The sequence below is a fragment of the Sulfuricurvum sp. RIFCSPLOWO2_12_FULL_43_24 genome, from assembly GCF_001829605.1.
In the GTDB taxonomy this organism is placed as follows: domain Bacteria; phylum Campylobacterota; class Campylobacteria; order Campylobacterales; family Sulfurimonadaceae; genus Sulfuricurvum.
This window is the reverse complement of record NZ_MIBT01000103.1, coordinates 1-23,185: the sequence shown is the minus strand read 5'-3', so window position 1 is coordinate 23,185 and position 23,185 is coordinate 1. Positions and strand designations below refer to the sequence as shown.

The following is a 23,185-nucleotide window of genomic DNA, read 5'->3' as shown; positions in this document are numbered from 1 at the left end:
TCCAAGGACTTTTTATGTCATCGACACCAATCAAACGCCAGAACCATCGTATCCACCCGTGTAACCGCCCACGTAAAAATGAACTTATCCATTTTTTAATCGATCGCAATGCGGGAAAAACCATTCTCATCGCTACCTCTAATGATGCCGGAGAGCTTCCAGCCCTATTTGCAGGAAAAAACATCACTGTTCTCAGTGATGCCGAATTGGCAAAAACTCCTGATTTACGCTGTGAAGTACTCATCAGCTATGATCTCCCGGAAAAAGCGATCGTCTATATGTCACGATATGCACGAGCGAGAGAGTATGCCCTCATCACCCTCGATGAAGAGGATCAAAAACGTCTCTATCCTATCGAATTGCTCAACGGACGCACTATCACTCAAGAGGTAGTCAAAGGATTCGAACCTGACTTCGGAATCGCAGTCGACAATCAGCAAAAAGCCGAAGCAAAAGCGCGCCGCGAAGAGCGCGAAGCTCGTGATGCACAAGATCCGAGAAATCGTGATAAAAAGCCGGTCCGTGATACCCGTCCTGAACGCAAGCGCGATGAGGGGGATGGTTTTTCCGCTAAAAAACAGTACAACAGTAAACCTCGATTCGTCGGTAAAGATGAAAGCGGTAAACCGATCTTCGAGGGGAAAACCCGCGAGCGGAACCATTACATCGACGGTACACCTCGTTCAGATGCAGAAAAAGCAACCCGAACTCCTTACAGCAGCAAACCAAAATTCTTCGGTGACAAGGAAAAAAGCTCCGACGAGCGAAAGCCATCCGATAGAGAAAAAAAGCCTTACGGGGAGAAGAAAGCTTACGGAGACAAACCTGCCTTTGGTGAGAAAAAAGCCTATGGCGACAAAAAACCGTTCGGAGATAAGAAGCCTTACGGTGACAAACCTGCCTTTGGTGAGAAAAAAGCTTATGGCGACAAAAAACCGTTCGGTGACAAGAAGCCTTACGGTGACAAACCTGCCTTTGGTGAGAAAAAAGCTTACGGAGACAAAAAACCGTTCGGTGACAAGAAGCCTTACGGTGACAAACCTGCCTTTGGTGAGAAAAAGGCTTATGGCGACAAAAAACCGTTCGGTGACAAGAAGCCTTACGGTGACAAAAAACCTTATCAGGATCGAAAACCATCCGAAGCACCTGCAGCACCAAAACGGACACCTCGCCGAATCGATGTAAAATCGTTTAAATCACCAAAAGATAGCGAATAAACTCTGATAAATCGATGTCCTTAATGGTGTATTAACGCTAACTGAAATACAATACCTCTATAACAATCCGATAAGGAGAAAATAGTGGCAGGTATTTCGACAAAAGGGAGCTATGGCCTTGCAGCCATGTATGAGTTAGCACTTCATTACGGGCAAGGCCATCTTCAAATTCGTGATATTGCTGAAAAAGCCAATATCCCCCAAAATTATCTGGAACAAATCCTTGCAACATTGCGTAAAGAGGGGTTGATTCAAAGTATACGGGGAGCCGGCGGAGGCTATTTACTGGCTAAATCTCCAAATACCATCTCAGTATTTGATATCTTAATCGCGTTGGAAGGGGAGTTGTGCAACCCATCGGACGAACGATTGCAACCGATTTTGCATCTGTATTGGAATCGTATCCGAGATGATATGAGAGGTGTTTTTAACGAAACACTCCAAGATCTCGTCGATCAAGGCAATGCCCTCGATCAACAATCAATGTATTTTATATAATCGGAACTTCCTGACGTTGATACTGCGGCAGTTTTCCGTAAAGTTTAACTACATTGCCAAACACAATCACCGCCGGACCATCGACATTCTTAGCGGCTCGTTCCAATCCTGCCAAGGTCGTTATAATACTTTCTTGTTCAGGGCGCGAAGCGTTCGATACGATCGCTACCGGCAGATTATGGGGAACTCCGATCGCATACGCCGACGTTTTAATCTTTCGTGCAATACTCAGCCCCATCAACACAACCGTGGTATGGTTAGAGAGTTTTAACAACGGCAGCCAATCGGCATTAAATTTACCCTCCTTCAAATGCGCCGATACTACCGAAAAACTGGCAGCGTATCCTCTCGCGGTCGGAGGAATACCGGCACAGGCAGGTCCGCTTACTGAGGAAGATATCCCAGCGATCACATCAACGTTGTAGCCTCTCTCCAGTAAATAAAGCGCTTCTTCCGCTCCCCGTCCGAAAATGTAGGGATCACCGCTTTTTAAGCGTGCAACGCTGTATCCCTGATCAGCATAATCCGCTATTAAATGATTGATCCGCTCTTGGGTAATACTATGAGATTTTTTTGGTTTTCCTACATAGAGTTTCCGTGTTTCAGGTGGGATCAAATCTAAAATCTCTTTACTTATGAGATTATCATACAAAACAATCTGAGCTTCACGGATAATCCGATACGCTTTGAGTGTCAACTGTTCAACATCTCCCAAGCCGCAGCCTACGAGATATACTTTTCCTTTTCTCGCCGAAAATGAATAATGTGATTCGGCCGAAATCGGTTGTAATATTTTGGTCATCCGAGCCTCTTTATCGATTTTTTAATTGCTTCCAATAACGCATCGATATCGTCTATATCCTGCGAATAATGGATACTGATACGCAACCAACCTGGCCGCGCTTGGAAGGGTGTATCATCCTCCAGTCCTAATAAATCATGTCCGTAAGGTCCGGCACACGAACATCCCGCACGTGTTTGAAACCCTTTTGATTCCGAGAGAAGCGCACACAAGGCGTAAGGATCAATCCCTTTTACATTGAATGAGACAATCCCTATATTTTCTGCCTTTCGACAGCCGTAACAGGTCGCACCCCTAATCTCTTTTAATCCTTCGATAAAACGCCCATACAAGCTTTTTTTACGTTCCGCTATCCACTCAAATCCGAGTTCGTTACGAAGCTGATACGCCAAAGCTGCGCGAATAAGCTGTAATATCCCCGGTGTTCCTGCATCTTCACGATCTTCGACACCATCAATAAAATAGTGGCTGGTACGGCTAACATAGCGTACCGTGCCACCCCCGGCAAAGGTAGGTTTGGCATCTGCATCGAAAAGATTTTTTCGGATTGCCAACAAACCGCATGATCCCGGTCCGCCCAAAAGCTTATGCGGTGAATAAAACATCGCATCATAAAGCTCGCACGGTATATTCAGATACGGTGACGAAGCTGCCGCATCAAAGCAGACAATAGCTCCGTAACGTCGAAGTATTGCCGAGATCTCTGCATAAGGGGTAATCGTTCCGGTCACATTGGATGCGATACAAAACGACCCGATAAGCTCTCGATCTTTGTTCTCTTCCAAAATTTCTTCAAGCTGCTCAAGATCCACCAATCCTTTTGCATTCAATCCGATCCGTACCGTTTCACAAAGTGCTTCACGATAGCTGATCTCATTGGAATGGTGTTCATACGGTCCGACAATCACCAACGGCATTTCATTGACAGGCGGCAATGAACGATAACGTGCACGTGTTGCCGGGGGGATATAAAGTCCCAAAATTTCCTGCAGCCGTTTCACCGCTCCCGTAGCACCGCATCCACACGGCATCAAGGCAAATGAACTGTCCAACCCCAATAAGGTTTTTAAATGCTCTCTCGCCTGACGGTAATAACGATCCGTCCGTGCGGCCATTGATGCCTCTTTAGAATGGGTATTCGCATACGTTTCAAGCACTTCCCGAACCCGTGCTTCGATTGGTTCATACGCCAAACCCGACGCCGTAAAATCGAAATAGGTTTTTTTATGGACACCAATCGTATTTCGCCCTAATTGGGCGTATTTATCACCCTCTTCAAGGAATGGACGGAATAACTGATTCATGTGCGTATTTCTCCAATAAAAAATTTCCAAAATCGACACTCTTACTGGTTTCAAACTCATGGATCAATGTTTCAATAAGCGGTGCAACCTCATCGGCAGAAACTTTGACCCCCGTTTTTACGGCAAAACGGCTTTGTTCACCTTCAAGATGCCCCCCAACAATTAAATCGAAACCCTTAAGACGTTCATCGCCCCGTTTTACGATGGCTCCGACAAACCCCAAATCTACGATGTGCGGATGGGCACACGAGTTTGGACAGCCGTTAATGCTGATACTCACCGGTTCGTCAAAATCGGGGAATTTACCATTCAGATAATTCACCACCTCAATCGCCAAATCTTTCGTCTCACTCACCGCAAACTTACAAAAATTGAGTCCCGTACAGGCCAACGTTCGTGCTTCAAAAACACTCGGATGGGGATGAAATCCCACCGCCTTCAGGGTATCGAGCATCGGCTCCGTTACATCGGAATGGACGTTCAGGATCACAAAATTTTGTGTCGTTGTCAGCGTTATCCCCTCAGCACCGTAAAAATCCAAGATACGTCCGAGTTTCAACAAATGTTCACCCTTGATCCGTCCGCTGGTCAATGCACACCCTATCGTGTTATACCCTTTACGTATCGTAGAGGCAACGCCGAAATGAGTGCGTCGCGGATACGGTGTAAAAGGTGCCGTATCGTAACGCTCCAACTCCACACGGGATTCTTTTTCCAGTTCAGCAACAAAGCGTTCAACACCCCAATCATCAATCAAATGACCCAAACGGGCTTTGCTTCGATTGTCACGTCTACCTGCATCCCGATAGATACGGGCAACCGCTTCGGCAATCTTGACAATATCACGACGTTTCACATACCCGATATGATCGGCGATACGTCGATTACTCGCCTGTCCACCTCCGACGCTTACGCTGAATCGGAGCTCATCACCGTTTTTGACAGCGGTAAATGCCAGATCCTGCACTTCGTGCTGAATACAATGTTTATTACACCCGCTGACACCAATTTTGAATTTACGAGGTAAATTCGAAAAATCGGGATTTCCCCGATACAGGTTGTTCAATGCAACCACCACATCACGGACATCATCGATCTGAGCGTGATCAATTCCATTCACCGGACAACTCACAATATTACGCGGGCAATCTCCCGATGCACCGACCACACTCAGCCCAACACTGGAGAGACGTTCCAATATTTCAGGGAAATCTTCTATTTTCAGCCAATGAAACTGAATATCCTGTCGGGTCGTCAAATCACCGCTTTCACGGGCAAATTCAACGGAGATTTTTCCTAAAACTTCAACTTGTTTAGAGGTTAAACTCCCTCCCTCAAGCTTCACACGCAGCATATAATACTGAGTAGTATCATCCGCTTCCTGAAGATTACGGTTTTGGGTATAAATTCCATACCATTTAAAACGATCAATATCTTCAGGATCAATCACCTCGCCGGTTAAAGCATATCGATAAATGTCGGCGATGACTTCCAATCCATCTTTCTCGCGTTTAATACGCTCAATTCGTTCAGCTTTTGTTTCATTCGCCATAACATTTTCCTTATTCGATTATCGCAGCATTCCAATGCGGAAAATGCCGCCGTATAAGAGCATTTAGCTCTATCTCAAATTCAGATACGGTACTTTGTACCGCTCTCTCCTTCTCCGCGCTTTGGGTAATCATTCCGGCAGCTACAGTATTATTCGTAATTTTATCGATGAGGATAAAGCCCCCCATCTCTCGGTTTTCTTCGTATAAATCAAAGGCAATCGCTTCACCCAAAACCAAACGGACCGATCCGATATCATTGAGCCCTAAATCCACTGCATCATGACGTTCTTGGGTATTGACATCGACACGATAGTCAATTCCATCCGCGTACACGGTCGTAACGGTTGATGCTCGTTTAAATAGATAGCTTTTACCCGGGAGAAATCTCTCCTCATCCATCCATACCAAATTTGCTTTGATCGCATTGCTTTGCAAAATAGACTCATCCGTTTTAATCAAAACATTTCCGCGACTGATATCAATCTCTTCATTCAATGTAAGCGTTACCGCTTCTCCGGTTGAGGCTGATTCCAAATCCCCGTCATACGTTACAATCGATTTCACCGTTGCCTTTTTGAGCGACGGATACGTTGTAATAGAATCCCCTATACGCAGTGTTCCTGATGCTATCGTTCCAGCGAATCCTCTAAAATCGAGATTCGGACGATTGACATATTGTACCACCATACGAAACGGCCCCTCAACCGAGGCAGATGCGAGGGGAACCTCTTCAAGTATCTCCAAAAGTGTTGATCCCTGATACCAAGGGGTGCGATCACTTTTCGTGACCACATTGTCTCCATCCAGTGCCGAAAGCGGTACCGAATAAATACCTTTGATTCCAAGTCCTTCAGCAAATGCACGATACTCGGCATTAATCTTATCAAAGACCTCTTGATCGAAATTCAGCAAATCCATTTTATTGATGGCCACAACTACATTGCGAATCCCCAAAAGACGGACAATATACGAATGACGGCGCGTTTGTGTCACGATCCCATAACGAGCATCGATCAAAATGATCGCTAAATCCGCTGTCGAGGCTCCTGTCGCCATGTTACGGGTATATTGTTCATGCCCCGGTGTGTCGGCGATGATAAACTTGCGTTTATCGGTTGAAAAGTAGCGATACGCCACATCAATCGTAATCCCTTGTTCCCGTTCACTCTGCAAACCGTCCACAAGAAGTGCCAGATCAATCTTATCCCCTGTCGTCCCCGACTTTTTACTGTCATTTTTTATCGTTTCGAGCTGATCTTCGAAAATCATTTTTGAATCGTGCAACAGACGCCCTATCAACGTACTTTTACCATCATCCACGCTCCCGCAGGTAATAAAGCGAAGCAACTCTTTGTGTTCTTGTTCTTTAAGATAACCCTCGATATCGGTGGCTATCAAATCTGATTGATGTGCCATTAGAAATATCCTTCAATTTTTTTCTTCTCCATGGAACCTGAGCTGTCGGCATCGATCAGACGCCCTTGACGCTCAGACGTTTTTGTCAAAAGCATCTCTTGGATAATATCCGGAAGCGTTGTAGCATCACTGTTCACCGCACCGGTCAACGGATAACACCCTAACGTTCGAAAACGGATATTTTCAATGCTTGGAACTTCGCCTTCTTGGAGCGGGAACCGCTCATCATCCACCATTATTTTTACCCCGTCACGCTCAACGACCGGACGTAATGCTGAGTAATAAAGCGGAACAATCGGGATACTTTCAAGATAAATGTATTGCCAAATATCGAGTTCCGTCCAGTTCGAGAGGGGAAATACACGAATACTCTCCCCCTTATGAACCCGTCCGTTGTAGATATTCCACAACTCAGGACGCTGGTTTTTCGGATTCCATCGATGGTTTTTATCTCTGAACGAATAAATCCGCTCTTTTGCCCGACTTTTCTCTTCATCACGACGCGCACCGCCGAAAACGGCATCAAATTCATAATAATTCAAAGCCTGTTTTAACCCTTCGGTTTTCATCACATCGGTATGCACGGCACTTCCGTGGATAAAAGGGTTGATCCCCCGTGCAATCCCATCGGGATTTACATGGGTTAGCAACGTTAATCCCAACTCTTTAATACGACGATCACGAAACTCGATCATCTCTTTGAACTTCCATGTCGTATCGACATGCAGTAATGGAAATGGCAACTTTGCCGGATAAAATGCTTTGATCGCTAAATGAAGCATCACCGATGAATCTTTACCGATCGAATAAAGCATTGCCGGATTGTCAAATTCCGCGACCACTTCGCGCATGATGTAAATCGCTTCGGCTTCTAATGCCTTAAGATGTGTTTTTCGTTCTTGACTAATCATGGTCTTCTCCTTTACTACCGTTTTTCAATCAAATAAAAATAGCCCAATCGGCCAACTCTTTGCGGCTCGAGTACTCATTATCCTCGAGTAATCCATCCAAAATATCCAACAAAAATTTCATTGTCATTTCCTTTTTATGTGGAGTCCACACTCCTTATGCTCAGGATTTTCCCACCACCATCGTCCGGCTCGGAGATCTTCTCCCTCGCGTATTGCTCGCGTACACGGTGCGCATCCGATACTCGGATAACCTTGATCATGCAGCACGTTGTAAGGGACCTTATTCTCTATCACATAATCCCAGACCATTTGTTCACTCCACTCGATGAGAGGATTGAGTTTTATCAGGCCATTTGCCTCATCCCATTCGACGAGTTGCATCGTCTCACGTGTAGGAGATTGAGATCGGCGTAATCCTGTAATCCATACTTCTAAGCCGCTCAAAGCCCTGCGCAGCGGTTCTAGCTTTCGAACCTGACAGCATGCTTTTCGGTTTTCGATACTCTCTCGAAACCCGTTAATCCCCTGACTTTTATAAAGCTCCTCGAGACTCGTTTTGTCGGGGCAAAAAACCTCGACATTAATCCCGTATTTTCGATTCGTTTGATCCATCAGGGTATACGTCTCTTCAGGAAGTCTTCCCGTATCGAGTGAAAAAATCTTTGCTACCGGATCAATTTTTACCATCAGATCGGTCAAAACCTGATCTTCCACACCATAGCTCGAAGCTAAAGCAATCCGGCCTTTATACGTTTGTAAAAAGTGAGAAAGTACCGTTTCGATCGATGCATCCTCAAACCACGCATTTAATAATTCAAAATCGTTTTTCATCCCATCAACCTATATCTGATAATCGTTTTCGACCACTTTGACTCGACCGAAATTCGTTTTATTCCATGCTCGTTCATGTAAATAATATAAAAACATCTTCGTAACCACTTCGATGGAGCCGATTGAGACGGCCATCACTAAATCCCCTGTGATAAAGTAGGATACGATCATGGTATCTATAGTCCCTACGGTACGCCATGAAATAGCTTTAATCACACTTCTATAATGTTTTTCTCCCATTACGACCCTTCCTTAATAACGCATTTACGTATTCTCAGAGGGGTATTCATAAAGCTCCGTACTAAGATACCGTTCTCCGGTATCGCACAAAATCGTTACGATCTTTTTCCCTCGATTTTCAGGACGTTCTGCGATCTTTTTCGCCGCAGCCACATTGGCTCCCGATGAAATTCCCACTAAAAGTCCTTCCGTTTTTGCAATCGTTCTTGCCGTTGTAATCGCTTCATCATTCGTGATTCGAATGATTTCATCATAAATACCCCGATTAAGCACTTGAGGAATAAAACCGGCCCCAATCCCCTGTATTTTATGAGGACCTGCCAACTCTCCCGAAAGTACCGCTGAAGCATCCGGTTCTACCGCAATGATTTGAATGTTGGGGTTATACTTTTTGAGTATTTCTCCCACACCGGTAATCGTTCCGCCCGTTCCGATAGCCGCGACAAAAATATCGATTTGCCCATCGGTATCTCTCCAAATCTCTTCCGCCGTCGTTTCTCTATGAATCTGGGAATTATCAGGGTTGTTAAACTGTTGTAAAACAACCGCTCCGGGAATTGAATTCCCAAGCTCGATTGCTTTGACTACGGCTCCGCCCATCCCCTTTTCAGGTTCGGTCAAAACGATCTGCGCACCCAAGGCCGCCAAAAGACGTCGTCTCTCCAGGCTCATTGAACTTGGCATTGTCAAAATTAATTTTAAACCCAGGCTTGCGGCGACACTTGCCAAGGCAATCCCGGTATTCCCGCTTGTCGGCTCAATAATGACACTCTCTTCGGTAATCTCACCACGCTGTAGGGCTTGGAGGATCATATTGCATCCAATTCGGTCTTTAACCGATCCAGATGGATTCATAAATTCGCATTTTCCTATGATCGTTGTTAATCCGTCCGAAAAATGGTTTAGCGTAATGAGCGGTGTATTTCCGATCAGTTCCGTGACATTGGCTGCAATTTTCATTGTTCACTCCTTTCCTTGGTGAGATTCATCTTAAATGAATGCTCATTCGTTTCAAACTGGAAGAATTATACGGAGATATTTTTTCATTGTCAAGTAATTCTATTGAATTAGTAGTGTTTATTTGATATTTATTTCAAAAATCCCTATTTTGTGGACTTTAAAGATACAATATTATTCATAGTGATTTACTAAGGTATTATTTAAACCAACTCTTACAGAGGTCAAATATGGTATATTTCCCACTTCTTTCATCGACCTGTGCTACTATTTCCAAAAAATTTGAGGATATTTATGGCTATTATTTCCATCGCTTCCACTAAAGGTGGAGTAGGTAAAACCTCGCTGGCTTTTTCACTTGCCAAAGATCTGCGCTATCGCTACGCGACCAACGATATGTCGGTTGTTCTGACGAAGTATAAAAATGCCCGCTATTATCCCAATAAAATTCCCCTTTATCCCGATACCGTCTATGACTTCGGGGGATTTGAAAATCCACATGCCAATGAGATACTTCGAGAATCCGATATCATTATTCTCCCGACAACGAACGATCTCAACTCTATTATGAAAAGTTTGGTATTTATTAAAAATTTTAAAGAGAAGACAATCCTTGTCTTTGCCAACATGCTCGAAAATCCCAATGATGCGGTGATGATTCGGGATAAGATCCATGAACACTTCCCGAATCTTGCCTTTACGTATCTGCGCCGGACAAAATTATTGAAAAATGCGTTGGAAAGCGGAATGAGCGCTACAGAGCTGTATGAGAGCAATAATCACACCCAACACTTGTATAAACAAGCGTATGGAGAGTATTCGAAGATTTTGAAGATTTTTACCGAAGAGAATTCGGTATATTAAAGTCCGGCAACTTTTTTCAGTTCCAGCCGATCGTACATGGCAAGCATATTCTGATAATCAGCGTGTAAAGCAGTACTAACGAAAAGCTCTTCTCCGTTTACAATGCTTACCGCTTTGTCAACTCGCTCAGTAGTATAAAGATCATAAAGGGCATGAACATAGTCGCTAAATTCAAGCCCAAATTCCGCCATTTGAATCAATTCAACAATCAGAACGCTCATCGTATTGGTGCTAAATTCCAGATAGCTTATCGCCTCTTCGATATTCCCTAACGATAGATGCAACTGAGCTTTGAGCTCTCCGATAGTGAAATTTTCCTCGAAAATAACCCCGATAAATTTCTCAACATTCAGATGATCTTCGAGGGCTTCGATCTCATCCAACACCGTTTCAGGATCATAATCTGCAAAGTTCAAAATCACTTCACGATACGCTTTACCCCGATTACGGTTGTTGTAAATCAAATCATCGATCGGGTACACCTCGGAAACTCCGGGGACAATCATCTGACAAGAATAAAAGCCGAGATAATTGTAATCTCGAATATAGACATCTTTACCCATCGAAGCAAAGATAGCAGAGAGATAGGCAAATTCCTCTGCGGTACTTTCACCGCTGTATCCCCATGCAGCCAACTCAAAACTCTTTTTGGCACTCAAAAACTGTATCCCCATCTTGCCGTTGGAATCGATAAAATGCGATTCCAGATTAAAGCTCTCGGAGACAACCGACATATCAAACGTCGGTACTTCGAAACTCTCCAAATTTTCTAATCCGCGTCCCTGCATCAGCTCCGTCATCGTCCGCTCCAGCGACACTTCCAGTATTGGATGAGCGCCGAATGAGACAAAAAGTGTGGCGTTTTCTGGGTTAATAAATGAAATTGCGGTCACAGGGTATTTACCACCTAATGACGCATCCAAAACATTAACGATATAGCCTAATTCGCGTAATTTCATCAAATCGCTGTAAAGACGCTCAAACTGCTGCAAAAATTCATCGCTGTAATGCGGCAAAGCGTAACCGTTTTTGATAATCTCTATCTTCGCATACCGCTCCAGTATTTCACTCATCGCCTGCACTTGTGCCTCTTGAGCCGTATTCCCCGTAGCAAGCCCGTTACTGACGTAGAGATTGCTGAGGATATTGATCGGAAAATAGACCACCTCATCACTGGAGAGTTTATGAAACGGCAATGCGACGATCTTATCCTCGTAATCGCTGTTAAAATCGAGGAGTTCATCCATGCTCAGTTCACTATTGGGATCAAACAACTCCATCAACTCACGATTCAGATAACCGCCGCCAAATTCAAACGCCGCCTCATCGGGATAATACTTCCGCTGGGGGAGGTGAAAATCGATAAAAAAGTTGTTGGTTTGAAGCCGTTCGATGTATTCACCCAATGCACTTGCCGTAGAGGCTTGTGAATAGATCCCTTTACCGTTGGAATAAATATGTTTTGGGGCTTCAAGTGAAGCGAGATTCACCGAGTAGCAGTTGTTGAGGGGGTGTTTCTCTTGCGAGTAGCTAACGATACATCCCATCTCGCTTAATATACTCTCCATTTTTTTAATGGATTCTTCTACGGGGGCATTTTTAGAGACTAAATTCATTTCGGTTCACTTTTGAAAAATTGTGGCTAAGTATAGCCAAAAGAGTTAGCTGATTAATCCGTGTCCCTAGCATATCTCTAAAATTTAAACTTTTACTTAAATATGATATTAGTTTGTCATTAGCAAATACTATTTAACTATTATAAATTATTATAAGGATATATCTTCTGAATGAGGGAGTTAAAATGAAACATGATCTTATGGAATTGCCCTTTGAGCAAACTGCATTACAGCCCTATATTTCCGCTGAAACAATCGCTTATCATTACGGTAAACACCATGCCGGATACGTCAACAAACTCAATTCTCTTATCGAAGGGACAGAATACGAGGAAAAACCGTTAGAGTATATTGTCAAATATGCACACAATGCTATTTTTAATAATGCGGCTCAAATCTATAACCATGATTTTTACTGGAAAGGGCTTAAGAATATACCCTCTGCCCCTTCGGTAGAACTTTTAGGGTTGATCGAGCGTGACTTTGGTTCAATGAAAGCATTTAAGGATACTTTTTTAATTGCCGGTGCAGCTCTTTTCGGTTCGGGATGGGTATGGCTTAGTATTTCGAAAGAAAAGAAACTAGAAATTAAAATGACCTCTAATGCCGATACACCGATACGTCACGGAGACACCCCTTTATTGACCTGTGATGTGTGGGAACATGCCTATTACATTGATTATCGAAACACTCGCCAAGAGTATCTTTCAAATTGGTGGAAACTGATCAATTGGAATTTTGTTTCAGATAATCTTTCAGATTTTATGAATGATCCGATTGCAGGTTATAATCAACCGTGCAACGCTATAAATTCAGTCTGTGAGTATGTTGATTTTATGCAAAACAATGAGCGTACACCTTCTTAATAGGTATACAGGTAAAACCTAATCGAGTAAAGGATATAAGATGTCAACCGCATTATCCCGCAGAAGCTTTTTTAAACATATGTTGGCAATCGGAGCAGTCACTTTTTTGACTTCTCCATTGCAGGCTAAAGTGACACAAATATTCGTAAAGTATCAGCAAAAATCTACCAACGGTAAAAAATGCAAAGAGTGTCTCCATTTCTTAGCAGCTACAAAAGAATGCAAGCTAGTGGAAGGAAAAATAGATCCGGAGGGTTGGTGTACGTATTACCTAAAAAATCCAAAAAAAGCCTAATATTACTCTAAAAGTTCACTAAAATCTTCTTTTCCGACATTGCATACCGGGCATACCCAATCATCGGGGATATCTTCAAAAGCGGTACCGGGAGCGATGCCGCCATCAGGATCTCCTACTACCGGATCATAAATGTAGCCGCATACGTTGCACTCATATTTTTTCATCTTCTACCCCTTATTAAATGGTTTTTTCCATTTCCTCATTAAGCCGCTGAAAATCAACTTCATGCGAATACAACGGCATATCTCCGCTTTGACTTTCATCCCGAAGAGCATCTTCCAACACAACTTTTTGCGGACTTTTATAGATAACTCCGATCGGAAACGGATGAGACTCCAGCGATTTTTCAAACGCTTTGACCTTATCCTCAGGGTTATAGTCACTCTCTAAAAGATAAACGTTCTCTTTGAACCATTTGAAGGTATTGGTTTTATTAAACGTAACGCACGGCTGAAAAATATCGATCAAAACATACCCCTTATGAGCAATGGCAATTTTAAGCATTGCTTTGCAGTGCTCTTTATTCCCCGAAAACGTCCGGATAACGAGGGATGCATCAAGCGATATCGCCGTAGCGATGGGATTAAACGGCTCGACATGAACCCCCTGCGTCTGTACGGGTGTCTTAAACCCCCGCTGAGACGTCGGAGAGGCCTGCCCTTTGGTCAACCCATAAACCATATTGTTATGGACGATGTTGATGATGTCGGCATTTCTTCGGATCGCGGAGATAAAATGGTTTCCCCCTTCCCCGTACATATCGCCATCCCCCCCTTCGGCGATTACCGTTAGAGAGGGGTTGGAGACTTTCACCCCCTGCGCGATCGGCAATGCCCTGCCGTGGAGTCCGTTGAACATATGGACATGCATATATTGGGGTGTTTTCGCCGCCTGCCCTATCCCTGAAACCACCACCGTTTGATTCGGATCAAGCCCCATCTCATCCAACGCTTCTTTTAAATGCGAAAGAATGGAAAAGTTACCGCATCCGGGGCACCATGCGTTATCCTCTACGATTCGATCAAATCGCGTATTCATCGGATCTCCTTTAACAGTGATACGAGCTTTTCGGAGAGTTCATCGACAAAAAAGCTCAACCCGTCAGATTTCAATATCTGTGCATCTGCGGTGATTCCGTGCAGTCTCAAGAGTTTTGCAAACTGCCCGGTGGCATTGTTTTCAATCACGATAAGACGTTTGGCTTTTCGAAGCGGCGCAAGCTGGGATTCGCTAAGAGGGTGAACCCACGAGAAATGGACGCACGAAAGCCTCTCATCCGCTATCCTCTCTACCGCTTCCTTGATGATGTGTTTCGTACTTCCCCACCCGATAAGTACGATTTCACCCGTTCCTTCGATTTCAGGGAGGATAGCCTCTTTCTCTATTAAAATACGTTTTCTGAGCCGCTTGCCGTTTTGCTCGTTCCGCACAGACATACTTTCGGTGATCAGCCCCTCTTCGGTATGTTCGTCCGAATCGACCAGTACCAGCCCCTCACCGTATCCCGGAACTCCTCTGGGACTGATCCCCTCTGGAGTGAGAAGATAGCGTTTATAATCCGCCTCGGTTTTGACGATGTGATGAACACTCTGTTTCGGATCGATTGCAAACCGCTCGACATGAAAATAGCTGTCCGCCAAATACTGATCGCTCATGAGTATCACCGGAACCTGATAAGCATCGGCAAGCTCAAACGCTTCTCGTGCAAGCTCGAAGCACTCTCTCACATCTCCCGGAGCCAGCACGATTCGCGGAAACTCTCCATGTCCGATATAAAGTGCCAGTTCCAAATCCCCCTGCTCCGTTCGTGTCGGAAGTCCCGTAGCGGGGCCGGGACGTTGCGCCAGATAAACGACCATCGGGGTCTCCGTTATCCCTGAGAGACTTATCCCCTCTCCCATCAGAGAAAACCCGCCCCCGCTCGTCGTCGTAATCGCCCGTCCGCCGCTGTACCAAACCCCTAACCCCATCTGAAACGCCGCGATTTCATCTTCGGCCTGCTCGACGCAGATACCGAATTTTTGGCTCTGTTTCGCTAAAAAGGTCAACACCCCCGTCGAAGGGCTCATCGGATAACTGGAGATGAAATTGCATCCAGCAGCAATCGCGCCGAATCCGACCCCCTCCGTTCCGCTCAAAAAGAAATCGTTCTTCTCTTTGATCGAAGGATGCGGTGCGATGCAGTAGCGGCAGTTTCCGTTCTCACGTGCCAGTTTTGCTCCAATCTCCAATGCTTTAAGGTTTATCTCTAGTAACTCATCACGGTACAACTCCGCAACAATCTCCTTCAACACCTCACCATCGCAACCCAGCAATCCAAAGACCAGTGCCGCCGCAATGGTGTTAGAGACGATGGGGTTGCCTATTTCTTTCGCCAAACTCTCCAAATCATAATCGTACACTACGCAGTCGCACTCAAAATCCCCTTTTTTGGCGATCACAAACGTCTCATTATTTATCCTCTCCTGTGCGTGAGCAAACGCGTTTGCATCCAGCGGTACAAAAATATCGACCTTGTAATCGGGTGCATTGACGGGCTTATCGGAGATTCGTATCAGCGTCGTATTGCTCCCGCCACGGACTCTGGACATAAACTCTTTGGTCGAAAAGGTATAAAATCCGGAGCGCTTAAACCCTTTGGTCAAAAGAGTTTCGATACTCGCGATCCCCTTCCCCGCACTCCCCCCGATCAATACCGAAACCGAACTTCTCATTTTTTCGCCCCCCAGGTGATTTTTCCGCCGTAATAACCGACAATCGTTATCGAGATGACCGTCATGAAAATAACGGCGTGATAGATTATTCCATCTACTCCCGTGCTAAAAGCGACATTAGGGTTCAACAGTTTTTGCCCAAGCGGAATTAATCCGACGATGAGGGTGAACAATGCCCCGATCAGTTTGATGACAAACGGTTTCGAGATCGAAAAATCATAATTAATCCACCAGCTGAAAACACCGGAGATCAAAGCAAAAAATCCCGCTATCGTCGCAATCAAAAACGATAGGAAAACAGCCGTTTCATACCCAGCGGAGGGATTGTCTAAAAACAGAATATCTACAAATGCACTGAAATAATGCAATGCAATCGGAAAGTGTATGATAAGCGGATGGGGATGGTATTTACTGTACCATTGCCGATACCGATCTTTTTTATTTTCGGGAGTTAATGAGCAAGGGGAGACAAATTGGCCGATACAGGGATAATTTTCAAACACCTCGTCACTATGGGGCGCATGCGCCATTGCGTCAGTCAGATCACACCCCGCGAAATGTTTTTTAAAATGGGACCCCTCTTGCCAGAATTTGGACGAAGTGACATCGTACACCTGATTTTTAAAGGCGATGTAAGCGGGCATACCGTCCTTCCCGTTGTATTTTCGAAGCTCTTCCTCACTAAATTGCTGCATACAATCCTGCTTTTATTACGTTACAGATACTTTAGTCCAATTTGGTAAATAAAAAAATACAACTACAAACTAATACTATTTATAAAACTTATTTTTTAGCTTTTATATTAATTCCGTTCGCCCTGAGCTTGTCGAAGGATAGAGTGGATCATGGTTCGACAAGCTCACCACGAACGGAAACTAAATTTTTGACGTTTCAAACTCACTCACGACTTACCGCGTTTTGAGAAGCGAATCGGGATTAAGAGAGATCGAATCGATCCCACTCTACTGAGTGGAAATAATGACTGCTTTTAGACACGAACCTAAATTATGCTACAATAACTCATCAACATAAGTCAAATAAGGGTTATCGTGAAATTTGAATGGGATGAGAATAAAAATCAAGCCAATATCAAAAAACATGGTATCAATTTTGCAGAAGCAGTCTATGTATTTTCCGATCCATTTGCACTCAATATCCCAGACAATGAACACTCCGACGTTGAAGAACGCTGGATTCTTTTGGGTAAAAGTTTACAAATGAGCGTTTTATTGATCGTTCATACCTATCGTGAAGGTGATTCAATTAGAATCATCTCCGCTCGAAAATCGACTAAAAATGAACAACGTATTTACGAAATGAGGTGCCAAAAATGAAAAAAGAATACGATTTCACTAACGCCGAACAAGGCAAATTTTATATCCCGCTCGAAGAGATCGAAGCGCCGATCTATCTCGATAAAGATGTCGCCCTCTTTTTTGCCGACAAGCTCAAAGGAAAAAATGAAAATCTCCAAAGTCTCATAAATGAACTTTTACGCAAAGATATTGAAATCGCTAATCGCTTTTCAGCATAATTTATTGATTTTCTAACTCACTCACAACCTGTCGCATTTTGAGGAGTGAATCGGGGTTAAGAGAGATCGAATCGATCCCCTCTTCCACTAAAAACCGGGTAATTTCAGGATAGTCCGATGGAGCCTGACCGCAGATACCGATGTATTTTCCCCGCTCTTTGCACGCACGAATAGCCTGTGACAGTATCCGTGTCACAGCAGGATTACGTTCATCAAATACGGCCGCGACCAATGCACTGTCACGATCAACTCCGAGGGTGAGCTGCGTAAGATCATTGGAGCCGATACTGTAGCCGTCGAAGATTTCCAAAAACTGATCTGCGAGGATGACGTTGGAGGGGATTTCACACATGGCATAGATTTCTAAACCGTTCTCCCCCTGTACCAATCCCGCCTCATGCATAACTGCGATTGCTTTGCGCCCTTCATCAGGCGTACGGACAAAGGGGAGCATCACTTTGACATTAGAGAGCCCCATCTCATCCCGTACCCGTTTGAGCGCTTCACACTCCCACATAAACGCCTCTTTGTACTCCGGTGAATAATAGCGGCTGGCTCCGCGAAATCCGATCATCGGATTCTCTTCATCATTTTCATACGACTTACCGCCGACCATATGTTTGTACTCATTGGATTTAAAATCACTGGTTCTGACGATAACAGGACGGGGATAAAACGCCGCCGCAATCATCCCTACCCCTTCCGCTATTTTGTCGATAAAAAACCTCTTAGGATCATCATATCCCCGCATCGCTTTTCTCACAGCTTTCATCTCATTAATTTCTTTGCCCTGAGAAAGTTCTACCAATGCCATCGGATGTGCCGCCACGTAATTGGTAATGATAAACTCCATCCGTGCCAATCCTACTCCGTCATTTGGGAGTTTAGCCACTTTGAATGCGATATCGGGGTTACCGACGTTCATATAGAGCTTCGTTACAGTCGGAGCAAGATTGCCCAAATCGATATTGGTGATCTCATAATCAATCAGCCCCGCATACACACGACCGCTCTCCCCCTCAGCACAGCTCACCGTCACTTCATCGCCATCATGCAGCATGTCCGTCGCATTCACCGTTCCTACGATTGTCGGAACACCGATCTCACGTGCTACAATAGCGGCATGACATGTCCGTCCTCCTCGATTGGTGATCACAGCCGATGCTTTTTTCATGATCGGTTCCCAGTCAGGATCGGTGATGTCGGCGACAAGGACATCGCCGGCATTAAATTTCTCACCCTCATGAGGAGAATGGATGATTTTTACCCGACCGGAGCCGATTTTTTCCCCGATTGCTTTACCACTCAATAAAATTTTATTCTCTATTGCTTCACTCAAATGATATTGTTCCAAAGAATTATTGCTGAGTTTACGGCTTTGAACCGTCTCAGGTCGTGCTTGAACGATAAATAACTCTCCGCTAAGGCCGTCTTTTGCCCATTCGATATCCATCGGACGATATTCTCCTGCGATAGCGGTGTAATGTTCTTCGATCGTCAATGCATAAGTAGCCAATGTCGCTACCTCATCATCATTAATCGAAAAAGTCTCTTGGAGTTCCTTAGGGGTTGAGAGGTTCATTGTATGATGACGTTCATCATACGTCATGCTCAGGGCTTTGGAGCCGAGTTGGCGTTTAAGGATGGATATTTTTCCCTCTTTGAGTGTCGGTTTAAAGACGTAGAATTCATCGGGATTCACCCGCCCGCCGACAATGTTCTCCCCCAATCCCCAAATCGAGTTGATGAGGATCAGATTCTCTGAACCGTTTTCGGTATCGATGGTGAACATCACCCCGCTGCTCGCCTTATCGCTGCGTATCATTTTCTGCACTCCCACCGAGAGGGCGACGGCAAAATGATCATATCCCCGACTGTGACGGTAACTGATCGCACGGTCGGTAAAGAGGGAGGCAAAACACCGCTTGACGTGTTCGATGAGCATTGTCTCACCACGTACATTCAGATAGCTCTCCTGTTGACCCGCGAAACTTGCATCGGGGAGATCTTCTGCCGTTGCGGAAGATCGTACCGCAACATCCACACTCACCATATCGTATTCACGTTCCATGATACGGTAACTTTCGGCAATTTCAGTTTTTAATATTTCTGGCATTTCACCCGTTAGTATTAAAGAACGTATCGCATCCCCGCAGCGATTCAGTGCTTCGATGTCGGTGAGATCCACCCCCTCAAAAAAATGTCGTATCGGAGCTTCAAAATCATTATGTTTGATAAAAAAACGATACCCATCAGCAGTTACGGCAAAACCTTCGGGAACTTTAACGCCCAATGATTTGAGTGAACTGATCATCTCCCCCAACGAGGCATTTTTACCTCCCACTAAAGCAATATCCTCTAATCTCAATGAATCCAAACGGCGAATATACTTCATACACACTCCCTTTAGGGTCTTAGTATGTATAGAATAGCATATAATACGTTTATCTTTTATCGGAAAACCCATGCACACAATTTTACTGACTACTCTCAATGCCCGCTATGCTCATACCGCACTTGGTCTACGCTCTCTTTACGCCAATATGCACGAGTTACAAAAGAGTACTACTATTGTCGAATTCACGATGAACGAACAGATTCAAAGCATCACCGAAGATCTCCTCAAATACTCTCCTAAAATCATCGGAATCGGTGTCTATATTTGGAATGCGGCGCAAAGTGCAGAATTGATCCAAACGCTCAAAAAAGTCTCTCCGGACACGATTATCGTCCTCGGCGGCCCCGAAGCAGGGTATCTACCCCACCGTGTTGATTTGAGTAAAGCCGATTACATTATCAGTGGTGAAGGAGAGGTGGCGTTTTATGAGTTGTGCAGAGAGTTGCTGAATCCCGTTCGTGGCGAGCCTGTCGAACCATGTACCCTTCGACAGGCTCAGGGCGAACGGAAGCCTCAATTTATTAAAGCTCCGCTTCCCGACCTTAAAGCGATTAACCTCCCCTACTCCGCTTTCAATGACGAAGACGTAGCCCATCGCTACATCTACGTCGAAGCCTCACGCGGATGTCCGTTCGAGTGTGAATTCTGCCTCTCTTCCATTGACGAAAAGGTACGAAATTTTCCCCTCGATCAGCTTCTCGAAGAGTTTGAGATACTTTGGCAGCAGGGAGCACGCAGTTTCAAATTTATCGATCGTACTTTTAACCTCAACATGACATTCGCAAACCGGATATTGGACTTTTTCCTCTCCAAAGAACCGCCGTACTTTGCCCATTTCGAAGTCATTCCCGATCACTTTCCTGAGGTGCTGAAAGCAAAAATTTCCCAATTTCCCGCAGGATCGTTGCAACTCGAAATCGGTATCCAAACCCTAGACCCTGAAATTGCAAAAGGGATCAATCGACCTCTAAAACTCGAAAAGATTTTTGATAACCTCCGCTTTTTAGAAAATGAGACCTCTGCTCATATGCACCTTGATCTCATCGTCGGATTGCCGGGAGAGAGTATCGAGGGATTCGGACGAAATCTCGATAAACTCGTTTCTCTCACCCATAGCGAAATCCAGATCGGTATCCTCAAAAATCTCTCCGGTACCACCCTCTCACGCCACGATCAGCGTCATGGGATGATCTACAGCGATACACCCCCCTATGATATCCTCCAAAATAATCTGCTCAGCTTTAGTGATATTCAAAAAATGAAGCGGTTTGCGAGGTTTTGGGATATTTTCTACAACAGCGGAAGTTTTACTAAAACGGTTCCGTTGCTGTGGAGTTCTCCACTTAACCGTCATTGCGGACTCGATCCGCAATCTGAGATCCTGAATCAAGTTCAGGATGACGAAGAGAAAGTACGGGATGACAAGTTGCCAGCCGTATTTAAAAACTTCTACACCTTCAGCCTCTGGATCTACACCCAAACCCTCTCCACGTGGAAAATATCACTGGAACGTCAAATCGCATTGATCCATGCCTATCTGTGTTTATATCACGACAAAGAGATTGTTGAAGCGGCATTAATAGACGATTTGGCACAGCGTCCTGAGAAAACGATCCCTTTTTTCCTGCGACAATCGACCCAAGATAAAAAAATAAAAGAAACTCATTCGGTTACTCCGAAACGGCAAGCAAAACGGATTTAAAAAAGAGTGTGTTGAGGGTGCCAGAGGGTGACGAATCCTCTGGCGGAAAGCTTAACATAAGGAGAATTGAAAGGGCCCGAAGGCCCTGAGAAGAAAAAAGACTTCTTAGAATTTCAAAGAAGCAATGATACGGATAGTATCGGTATCTTTATCTGCAGCACTGCCATCTCCAGCATTACCTGCACCATCAATTTCATACTGAGTATAAATTGCAGTCAAGCCAACTGGTCCAACTTTAGTGTTCGCCGATACATCCCATGCAGAGAAATCAGTATTACGTGTACTTGCTCCACCTACAGCCGTTGCAGTTCCACCGTTATCTCCAGTTTCAGCTGAACAATAGCTAGCCGCAAGAGTTACACCCGGAACAGCTTTGGTTGAAGCACCGATTTTCCATGCATCAGTGTCCGGAGCCGCTACGATCTCACCATCCATGTAGATACTGCCAAGAGTTGTGTACAACATTGATTTATCACCCGTTGCAACGTTGGCAAAACCGATTGAACCATCACTGACAGTTGAATACGCTGCATACACGTTTACCGGTCCTACATCCGCCGCTGCTTTAACCGAAAATGCATCTGTGGTACGGTTAGTAGTAGTAGAAGCCGGTGTACCAATAGTTGCTGAAGAGTTGTCAGGATTCATACCAGCAACTTGTACACCAAAATCAACCATACCCATGACTTTAGCATCCGCTTGCAACCAGTAAGCATCTGCAACATCCGGCACATTATAGTACCATGCTTGTAATGTAGTACCCGGCAATGATTTGTTGATTACAGCCGCCGCATACGCACCGTTTACAGCGAAATCACGGAATTCACCGTTGTAGTTTACAGTACTTCCGCGTGATGTTGTGCTCAAGAGACCAGCACCGTTATGTTTTCCAACCCATGCTGCTGCAAGGATAGTATCCGGCAAGAAATAACCATGTGCTACAACCGCTTCGAAAGTGTTGTCAACAACGTTCCATGATTCGGTAAAACAAAGAGGTGTTTGCAACGCCATACGACCCATTGCAACATCGAAATCTTTTGTTGCATATTTAAGATTTAATACTTCAACCCATGCTTGATCATTCAATGCGCCAGTTGCCGCAGCACCTGTATCAATATCAATTTTTGCAGCTGGAATAGCACCTACCATGTTATTTTCAAGACCAAGAGTAGAGATAGCCGTTACTTTAACCGCACCGCTCAAGTTATCAGCCAAACCTGCTGATGCACCGAATTTCAATGCACCCAATGCCATAGAGTTAGCCGTTTTATCAAAAAAATCTTGTGTCAACTGTGCTGCAGTTGCACCCGCTCCACTGTACTCTGATGTTTGGTACCAAAGTTTTGCTTCACCATCAACTTTAATATTATCAAGAGCATATGCGCTTGTTCCTAATGCCATTACAGCGACTAGACTAAGTTTTCCTAATTTCATTCATTCTCCTTCAAGAAACCGTTCGAGATA

General features: G+C 44.6%; 23 protein-coding genes. 8 read left to right on the top strand and 15 right to left on the bottom strand.

The genetic code is table 11. The annotated features are described in order from the left end of the window. The first annotated feature begins 14 nt into the window (after nt 1-14). The gene (locus A3G19_RS09750) at nt 15-1,217 is read left to right on the top strand and encodes a hypothetical protein (protein WP_294872397.1); all 1,203 of its coding nucleotides are present in this window, start codon (nt 15-17) and stop codon (nt 1,215-1,217) included. A gap of 84 nt (nt 1,218-1,301) precedes the next feature. Beyond that, nucleotides 1,302-1,715, top strand: a complete 414-nt coding sequence (locus A3G19_RS09745) for an Rrf2 family transcriptional regulator (protein WP_015653319.1) — start codon at nt 1,302-1,304, stop codon at nt 1,713-1,715. On the opposite strand, the gene cobA is transcribed toward A3G19_RS09745, so the two are convergent. From cobA to cysK, 8 genes are all read right to left on the bottom strand, one after another. Continuing rightward, entirely contained in the window at nt 1,708-2,517 is an 810-nt protein-coding gene (gene cobA / locus A3G19_RS09740; RefSeq protein ID WP_294872394.1) for a uroporphyrinogen-III C-methyltransferase, read from the bottom strand. The genes A3G19_RS09745 and cobA overlap by 8 nt on opposite strands. After that, on the bottom strand, nt 2,514-3,821 hold the full coding sequence (locus tag A3G19_RS09735; RefSeq protein WP_294872391.1) for an aminotransferase class V-fold PLP-dependent enzyme: 1,308 nt from the start codon (nt 3,819-3,821) through the stop codon (nt 2,514-2,516). Before A3G19_RS09735 ends, cobA begins: the two co-directional genes overlap by 4 nt. After that, nucleotides 3,793-5,373, bottom strand: a complete 1,581-nt coding sequence (locus tag A3G19_RS09730; protein ID WP_294872388.1) for a nitrite/sulfite reductase — start codon at nt 5,371-5,373, stop codon at nt 3,793-3,795. Before A3G19_RS09730 ends, A3G19_RS09735 begins: the two co-directional genes overlap by 29 nt. 10 nt (nt 5,374-5,383) lie before the next feature. Continuing rightward, nucleotides 5,384-6,790, bottom strand: a complete 1,407-nt coding sequence (gene cysN / locus A3G19_RS09725; protein ID WP_294872386.1) for a sulfate adenylyltransferase subunit CysN — start codon at nt 6,788-6,790, stop codon at nt 5,384-5,386. After that, nucleotides 6,790-7,701, bottom strand: coding sequence for a sulfate adenylyltransferase subunit CysD (gene cysD / locus A3G19_RS09720; RefSeq protein WP_294872384.1), 912 nt, complete (start codon nt 7,699-7,701; stop codon nt 6,790-6,792). Before cysD ends, cysN begins: the two co-directional genes overlap by 1 nt. A 123-nt stretch (nt 7,702-7,824) precedes the next feature. Beyond that, entirely contained in the window at nt 7,825-8,532 is a 708-nt protein-coding gene (locus A3G19_RS09715) for a phosphoadenylyl-sulfate reductase (protein WP_015653313.1), read from the bottom strand. Between the two features lie 9 nt (nt 8,533-8,541). After that, nucleotides 8,542-8,772, bottom strand: coding sequence for a DUF2061 domain-containing protein (locus A3G19_RS09710; protein ID WP_015653312.1), 231 nt, complete (start codon nt 8,770-8,772; stop codon nt 8,542-8,544). Nucleotides 8,773-8,796: 24 nt separating this feature from the next. Then, nucleotides 8,797-9,732, bottom strand: a complete 936-nt coding sequence (cysK, locus tag A3G19_RS09705) for a cysteine synthase A (protein WP_015653311.1) — start codon at nt 9,730-9,732, stop codon at nt 8,797-8,799. Between the two features lie 291 nt (nt 9,733-10,023). On the opposite strand from cysK, the gene A3G19_RS09700 reads away from it, so the two are divergent. Then, nucleotides 10,024-10,593 (top strand): hypothetical protein, encoded by a 570-nt coding sequence (locus A3G19_RS09700; RefSeq protein ID WP_015653310.1) that lies wholly within the window; start codon nt 10,024-10,026, stop codon nt 10,591-10,593. Here the strand turns inward: A3G19_RS09700 and A3G19_RS09695 are convergent. Then, complete coding sequence (locus A3G19_RS09695) at nt 10,590-12,209, bottom strand: YcaO-like family protein (RefSeq protein ID WP_294872382.1); 1,620 nt, start codon at nt 12,207-12,209, stop codon at nt 10,590-10,592. The genes A3G19_RS09700 and A3G19_RS09695 overlap by 4 nt on opposite strands. A 185-nt stretch (nt 12,210-12,394) precedes the next feature. On the opposite strand from A3G19_RS09695, the gene A3G19_RS09690 reads away from it, so the two are divergent. Both A3G19_RS09690 and A3G19_RS09685 read left to right on the top strand, forming a co-directional pair. After that, nucleotides 12,395-13,075, top strand: a complete 681-nt coding sequence (locus A3G19_RS09690; RefSeq protein WP_294872379.1) for a superoxide dismutase — start codon at nt 12,395-12,397, stop codon at nt 13,073-13,075. 40 nt (nt 13,076-13,115) lie between these two features. Further along, entirely contained in the window at nt 13,116-13,370 is a 255-nt protein-coding gene (locus A3G19_RS09685; protein WP_294872376.1) for an iron oxidase oxidoreductase, read from the top strand. Between the two features lie 2 nt (nt 13,371-13,372). On the opposite strand, the gene rd is transcribed toward A3G19_RS09685, so the two are convergent. From rd to A3G19_RS09665, 4 genes are read right to left on the bottom strand one after another with little or no spacing between them, the layout of a single operon-like run. Beyond that, nucleotides 13,373-13,537 carry a rubredoxin gene (gene rd / locus A3G19_RS09680; RefSeq protein ID WP_294872372.1) on the bottom strand — a complete coding sequence of 55 codons (165 nt, stop codon included), beginning with the start codon at nt 13,535-13,537 and terminating at the stop codon, nt 13,373-13,375. Between the two features lie 13 nt (nt 13,538-13,550). Further along, nucleotides 13,551-14,411: a thiamine pyrophosphate-dependent enzyme gene (locus A3G19_RS09675; protein ID WP_015653304.1), complete on the bottom strand. Its 861-nt coding sequence runs from the start codon at nt 14,409-14,411 to the stop codon at nt 13,551-13,553. Beyond that, on the bottom strand, nt 14,408-16,087 hold the full coding sequence (locus A3G19_RS09670) for a 2-oxoacid:acceptor oxidoreductase subunit alpha (protein WP_294872369.1): 1,680 nt from the start codon (nt 16,085-16,087) through the stop codon (nt 14,408-14,410). Before A3G19_RS09670 ends, A3G19_RS09675 begins: the two co-directional genes overlap by 4 nt. Then, on the bottom strand, nt 16,084-16,782 hold the full coding sequence (locus A3G19_RS09665) for a cytochrome b5 domain-containing protein (protein ID WP_294872366.1): 699 nt from the start codon (nt 16,780-16,782) through the stop codon (nt 16,084-16,086). The genes A3G19_RS09670 and A3G19_RS09665 overlap by 4 nt, the downstream gene beginning before the upstream one ends. 354 nt (nt 16,783-17,136) lie before the next feature. Here A3G19_RS09665 and A3G19_RS09660 point away from each other — a divergent pair, with 354 nt between their 5' ends. Beyond that, on the top strand, nt 17,137-17,421 hold the full coding sequence (locus A3G19_RS09660) for a BrnT family toxin (RefSeq protein ID WP_294872363.1): 285 nt from the start codon (nt 17,137-17,139) through the stop codon (nt 17,419-17,421). Beyond that, nucleotides 17,418-17,621, top strand: coding sequence for a hypothetical protein (locus tag A3G19_RS09655; protein WP_294872361.1), 204 nt, complete (start codon nt 17,418-17,420; stop codon nt 17,619-17,621). Before A3G19_RS09660 ends, A3G19_RS09655 begins: the two co-directional genes overlap by 4 nt. Nucleotide 17,622: 1 nt before the next feature. On the opposite strand, the gene ppsA is transcribed toward A3G19_RS09655, so the two are convergent. Further along, entirely contained in the window at nt 17,623-20,016 is a 2,394-nt protein-coding gene (ppsA, locus tag A3G19_RS09650; RefSeq protein WP_294872358.1) for a phosphoenolpyruvate synthase, read from the bottom strand. Between the two features lie 70 nt (nt 20,017-20,086). Between ppsA and A3G19_RS09645 the strand changes: the two genes are divergently transcribed. Continuing rightward, nucleotides 20,087-21,721, top strand: coding sequence for a B12-binding domain-containing radical SAM protein (locus tag A3G19_RS09645; RefSeq protein WP_015653300.1), 1,635 nt, complete (start codon nt 20,087-20,089; stop codon nt 21,719-21,721). 105 nt (nt 21,722-21,826) lie between these two features. Here the strand turns inward: A3G19_RS09645 and A3G19_RS09640 are convergent, their stop codons facing one another. Next, nucleotides 21,827-23,122, bottom strand: a complete 1,296-nt coding sequence (locus A3G19_RS09640; protein ID WP_291750939.1) for a hypothetical protein — start codon at nt 23,120-23,122, stop codon at nt 21,827-21,829. Nucleotides 23,123-23,185 lie beyond the last annotated feature (63 nt).

Coding starts and splice junctions, on each gene's coding strand:
- A3G19_RS09750 (WP_294872397.1), top strand. CDS start 15: ATGTCATCGACACCAATCAAACGCCAGAACCATCGTATCCACCCGTGT.
- cobA (WP_294872394.1), bottom strand. CDS start 2,517: ATGACCAAAATATTACAACCGATTTCGGCCGAATCACATTATTCATTT.
- A3G19_RS09735 (WP_294872391.1), bottom strand. CDS start 3,821: ATGAATCAGTTATTCCGTCCATTCCTTGAAGAGGGTGATAAATACGCC.
- A3G19_RS09730 (WP_294872388.1), bottom strand. CDS start 5,373: ATGGCGAATGAAACAAAAGCTGAACGAATTGAGCGTATTAAACGCGAG.
- cysN (WP_294872386.1), bottom strand. CDS start 6,790: ATGGCACATCAATCAGATTTGATAGCCACCGATATCGAGGGTTATCTT.
- cysD (WP_294872384.1), bottom strand. CDS start 7,701: ATGATTAGTCAAGAACGAAAAACACATCTTAAGGCATTAGAAGCCGAA.
- A3G19_RS09715 (WP_015653313.1), bottom strand. CDS start 8,532: ATGAAAAACGATTTTGAATTATTAAATGCGTGGTTTGAGGATGCATCG.
- A3G19_RS09710 (WP_015653312.1), bottom strand. CDS start 8,772: ATGGGAGAAAAACATTATAGAAGTGTGATTAAAGCTATTTCATGGCGT.
- cysK (WP_015653311.1), bottom strand. CDS start 9,732: ATGAAAATTGCAGCCAATGTCACGGAACTGATCGGAAATACACCGCTC.
- A3G19_RS09700 (WP_015653310.1), top strand. CDS start 10,024: ATGGCTATTATTTCCATCGCTTCCACTAAAGGTGGAGTAGGTAAAACC.
- A3G19_RS09695 (WP_294872382.1), bottom strand. CDS start 12,209: ATGAATTTAGTCTCTAAAAATGCCCCCGTAGAAGAATCCATTAAAAAA.
- A3G19_RS09690 (WP_294872379.1), top strand. CDS start 12,395: ATGAAACATGATCTTATGGAATTGCCCTTTGAGCAAACTGCATTACAG.
- A3G19_RS09685 (WP_294872376.1), top strand. CDS start 13,116: ATGTCAACCGCATTATCCCGCAGAAGCTTTTTTAAACATATGTTGGCA.
- rd (WP_294872372.1), bottom strand. CDS start 13,537: ATGAAAAAATATGAGTGCAACGTATGCGGCTACATTTATGATCCGGTA.
- A3G19_RS09675 (WP_015653304.1), bottom strand. CDS start 14,411: ATGAATACGCGATTTGATCGAATCGTAGAGGATAACGCATGGTGCCCC.
- A3G19_RS09670 (WP_294872369.1), bottom strand. CDS start 16,087: ATGAGAAGTTCGGTTTCGGTATTGATCGGGGGGAGTGCGGGGAAGGGG.
- A3G19_RS09665 (WP_294872366.1), bottom strand. CDS start 16,782: ATGCAGCAATTTAGTGAGGAAGAGCTTCGAAAATACAACGGGAAGGAC.
- A3G19_RS09655 (WP_294872361.1), top strand. CDS start 17,418: ATGAAAAAAGAATACGATTTCACTAACGCCGAACAAGGCAAATTTTAT.
- ppsA (WP_294872358.1), bottom strand. CDS start 20,016: ATGAAGTATATTCGCCGTTTGGATTCATTGAGATTAGAGGATATTGCT.
- A3G19_RS09645 (WP_015653300.1), top strand. CDS start 20,087: ATGCACACAATTTTACTGACTACTCTCAATGCCCGCTATGCTCATACC.
- A3G19_RS09640 (WP_291750939.1), bottom strand. CDS start 23,122: ATGGCATTAGGAACAAGCGCATATGCTCTTGATAATATTAAAGTTGAT.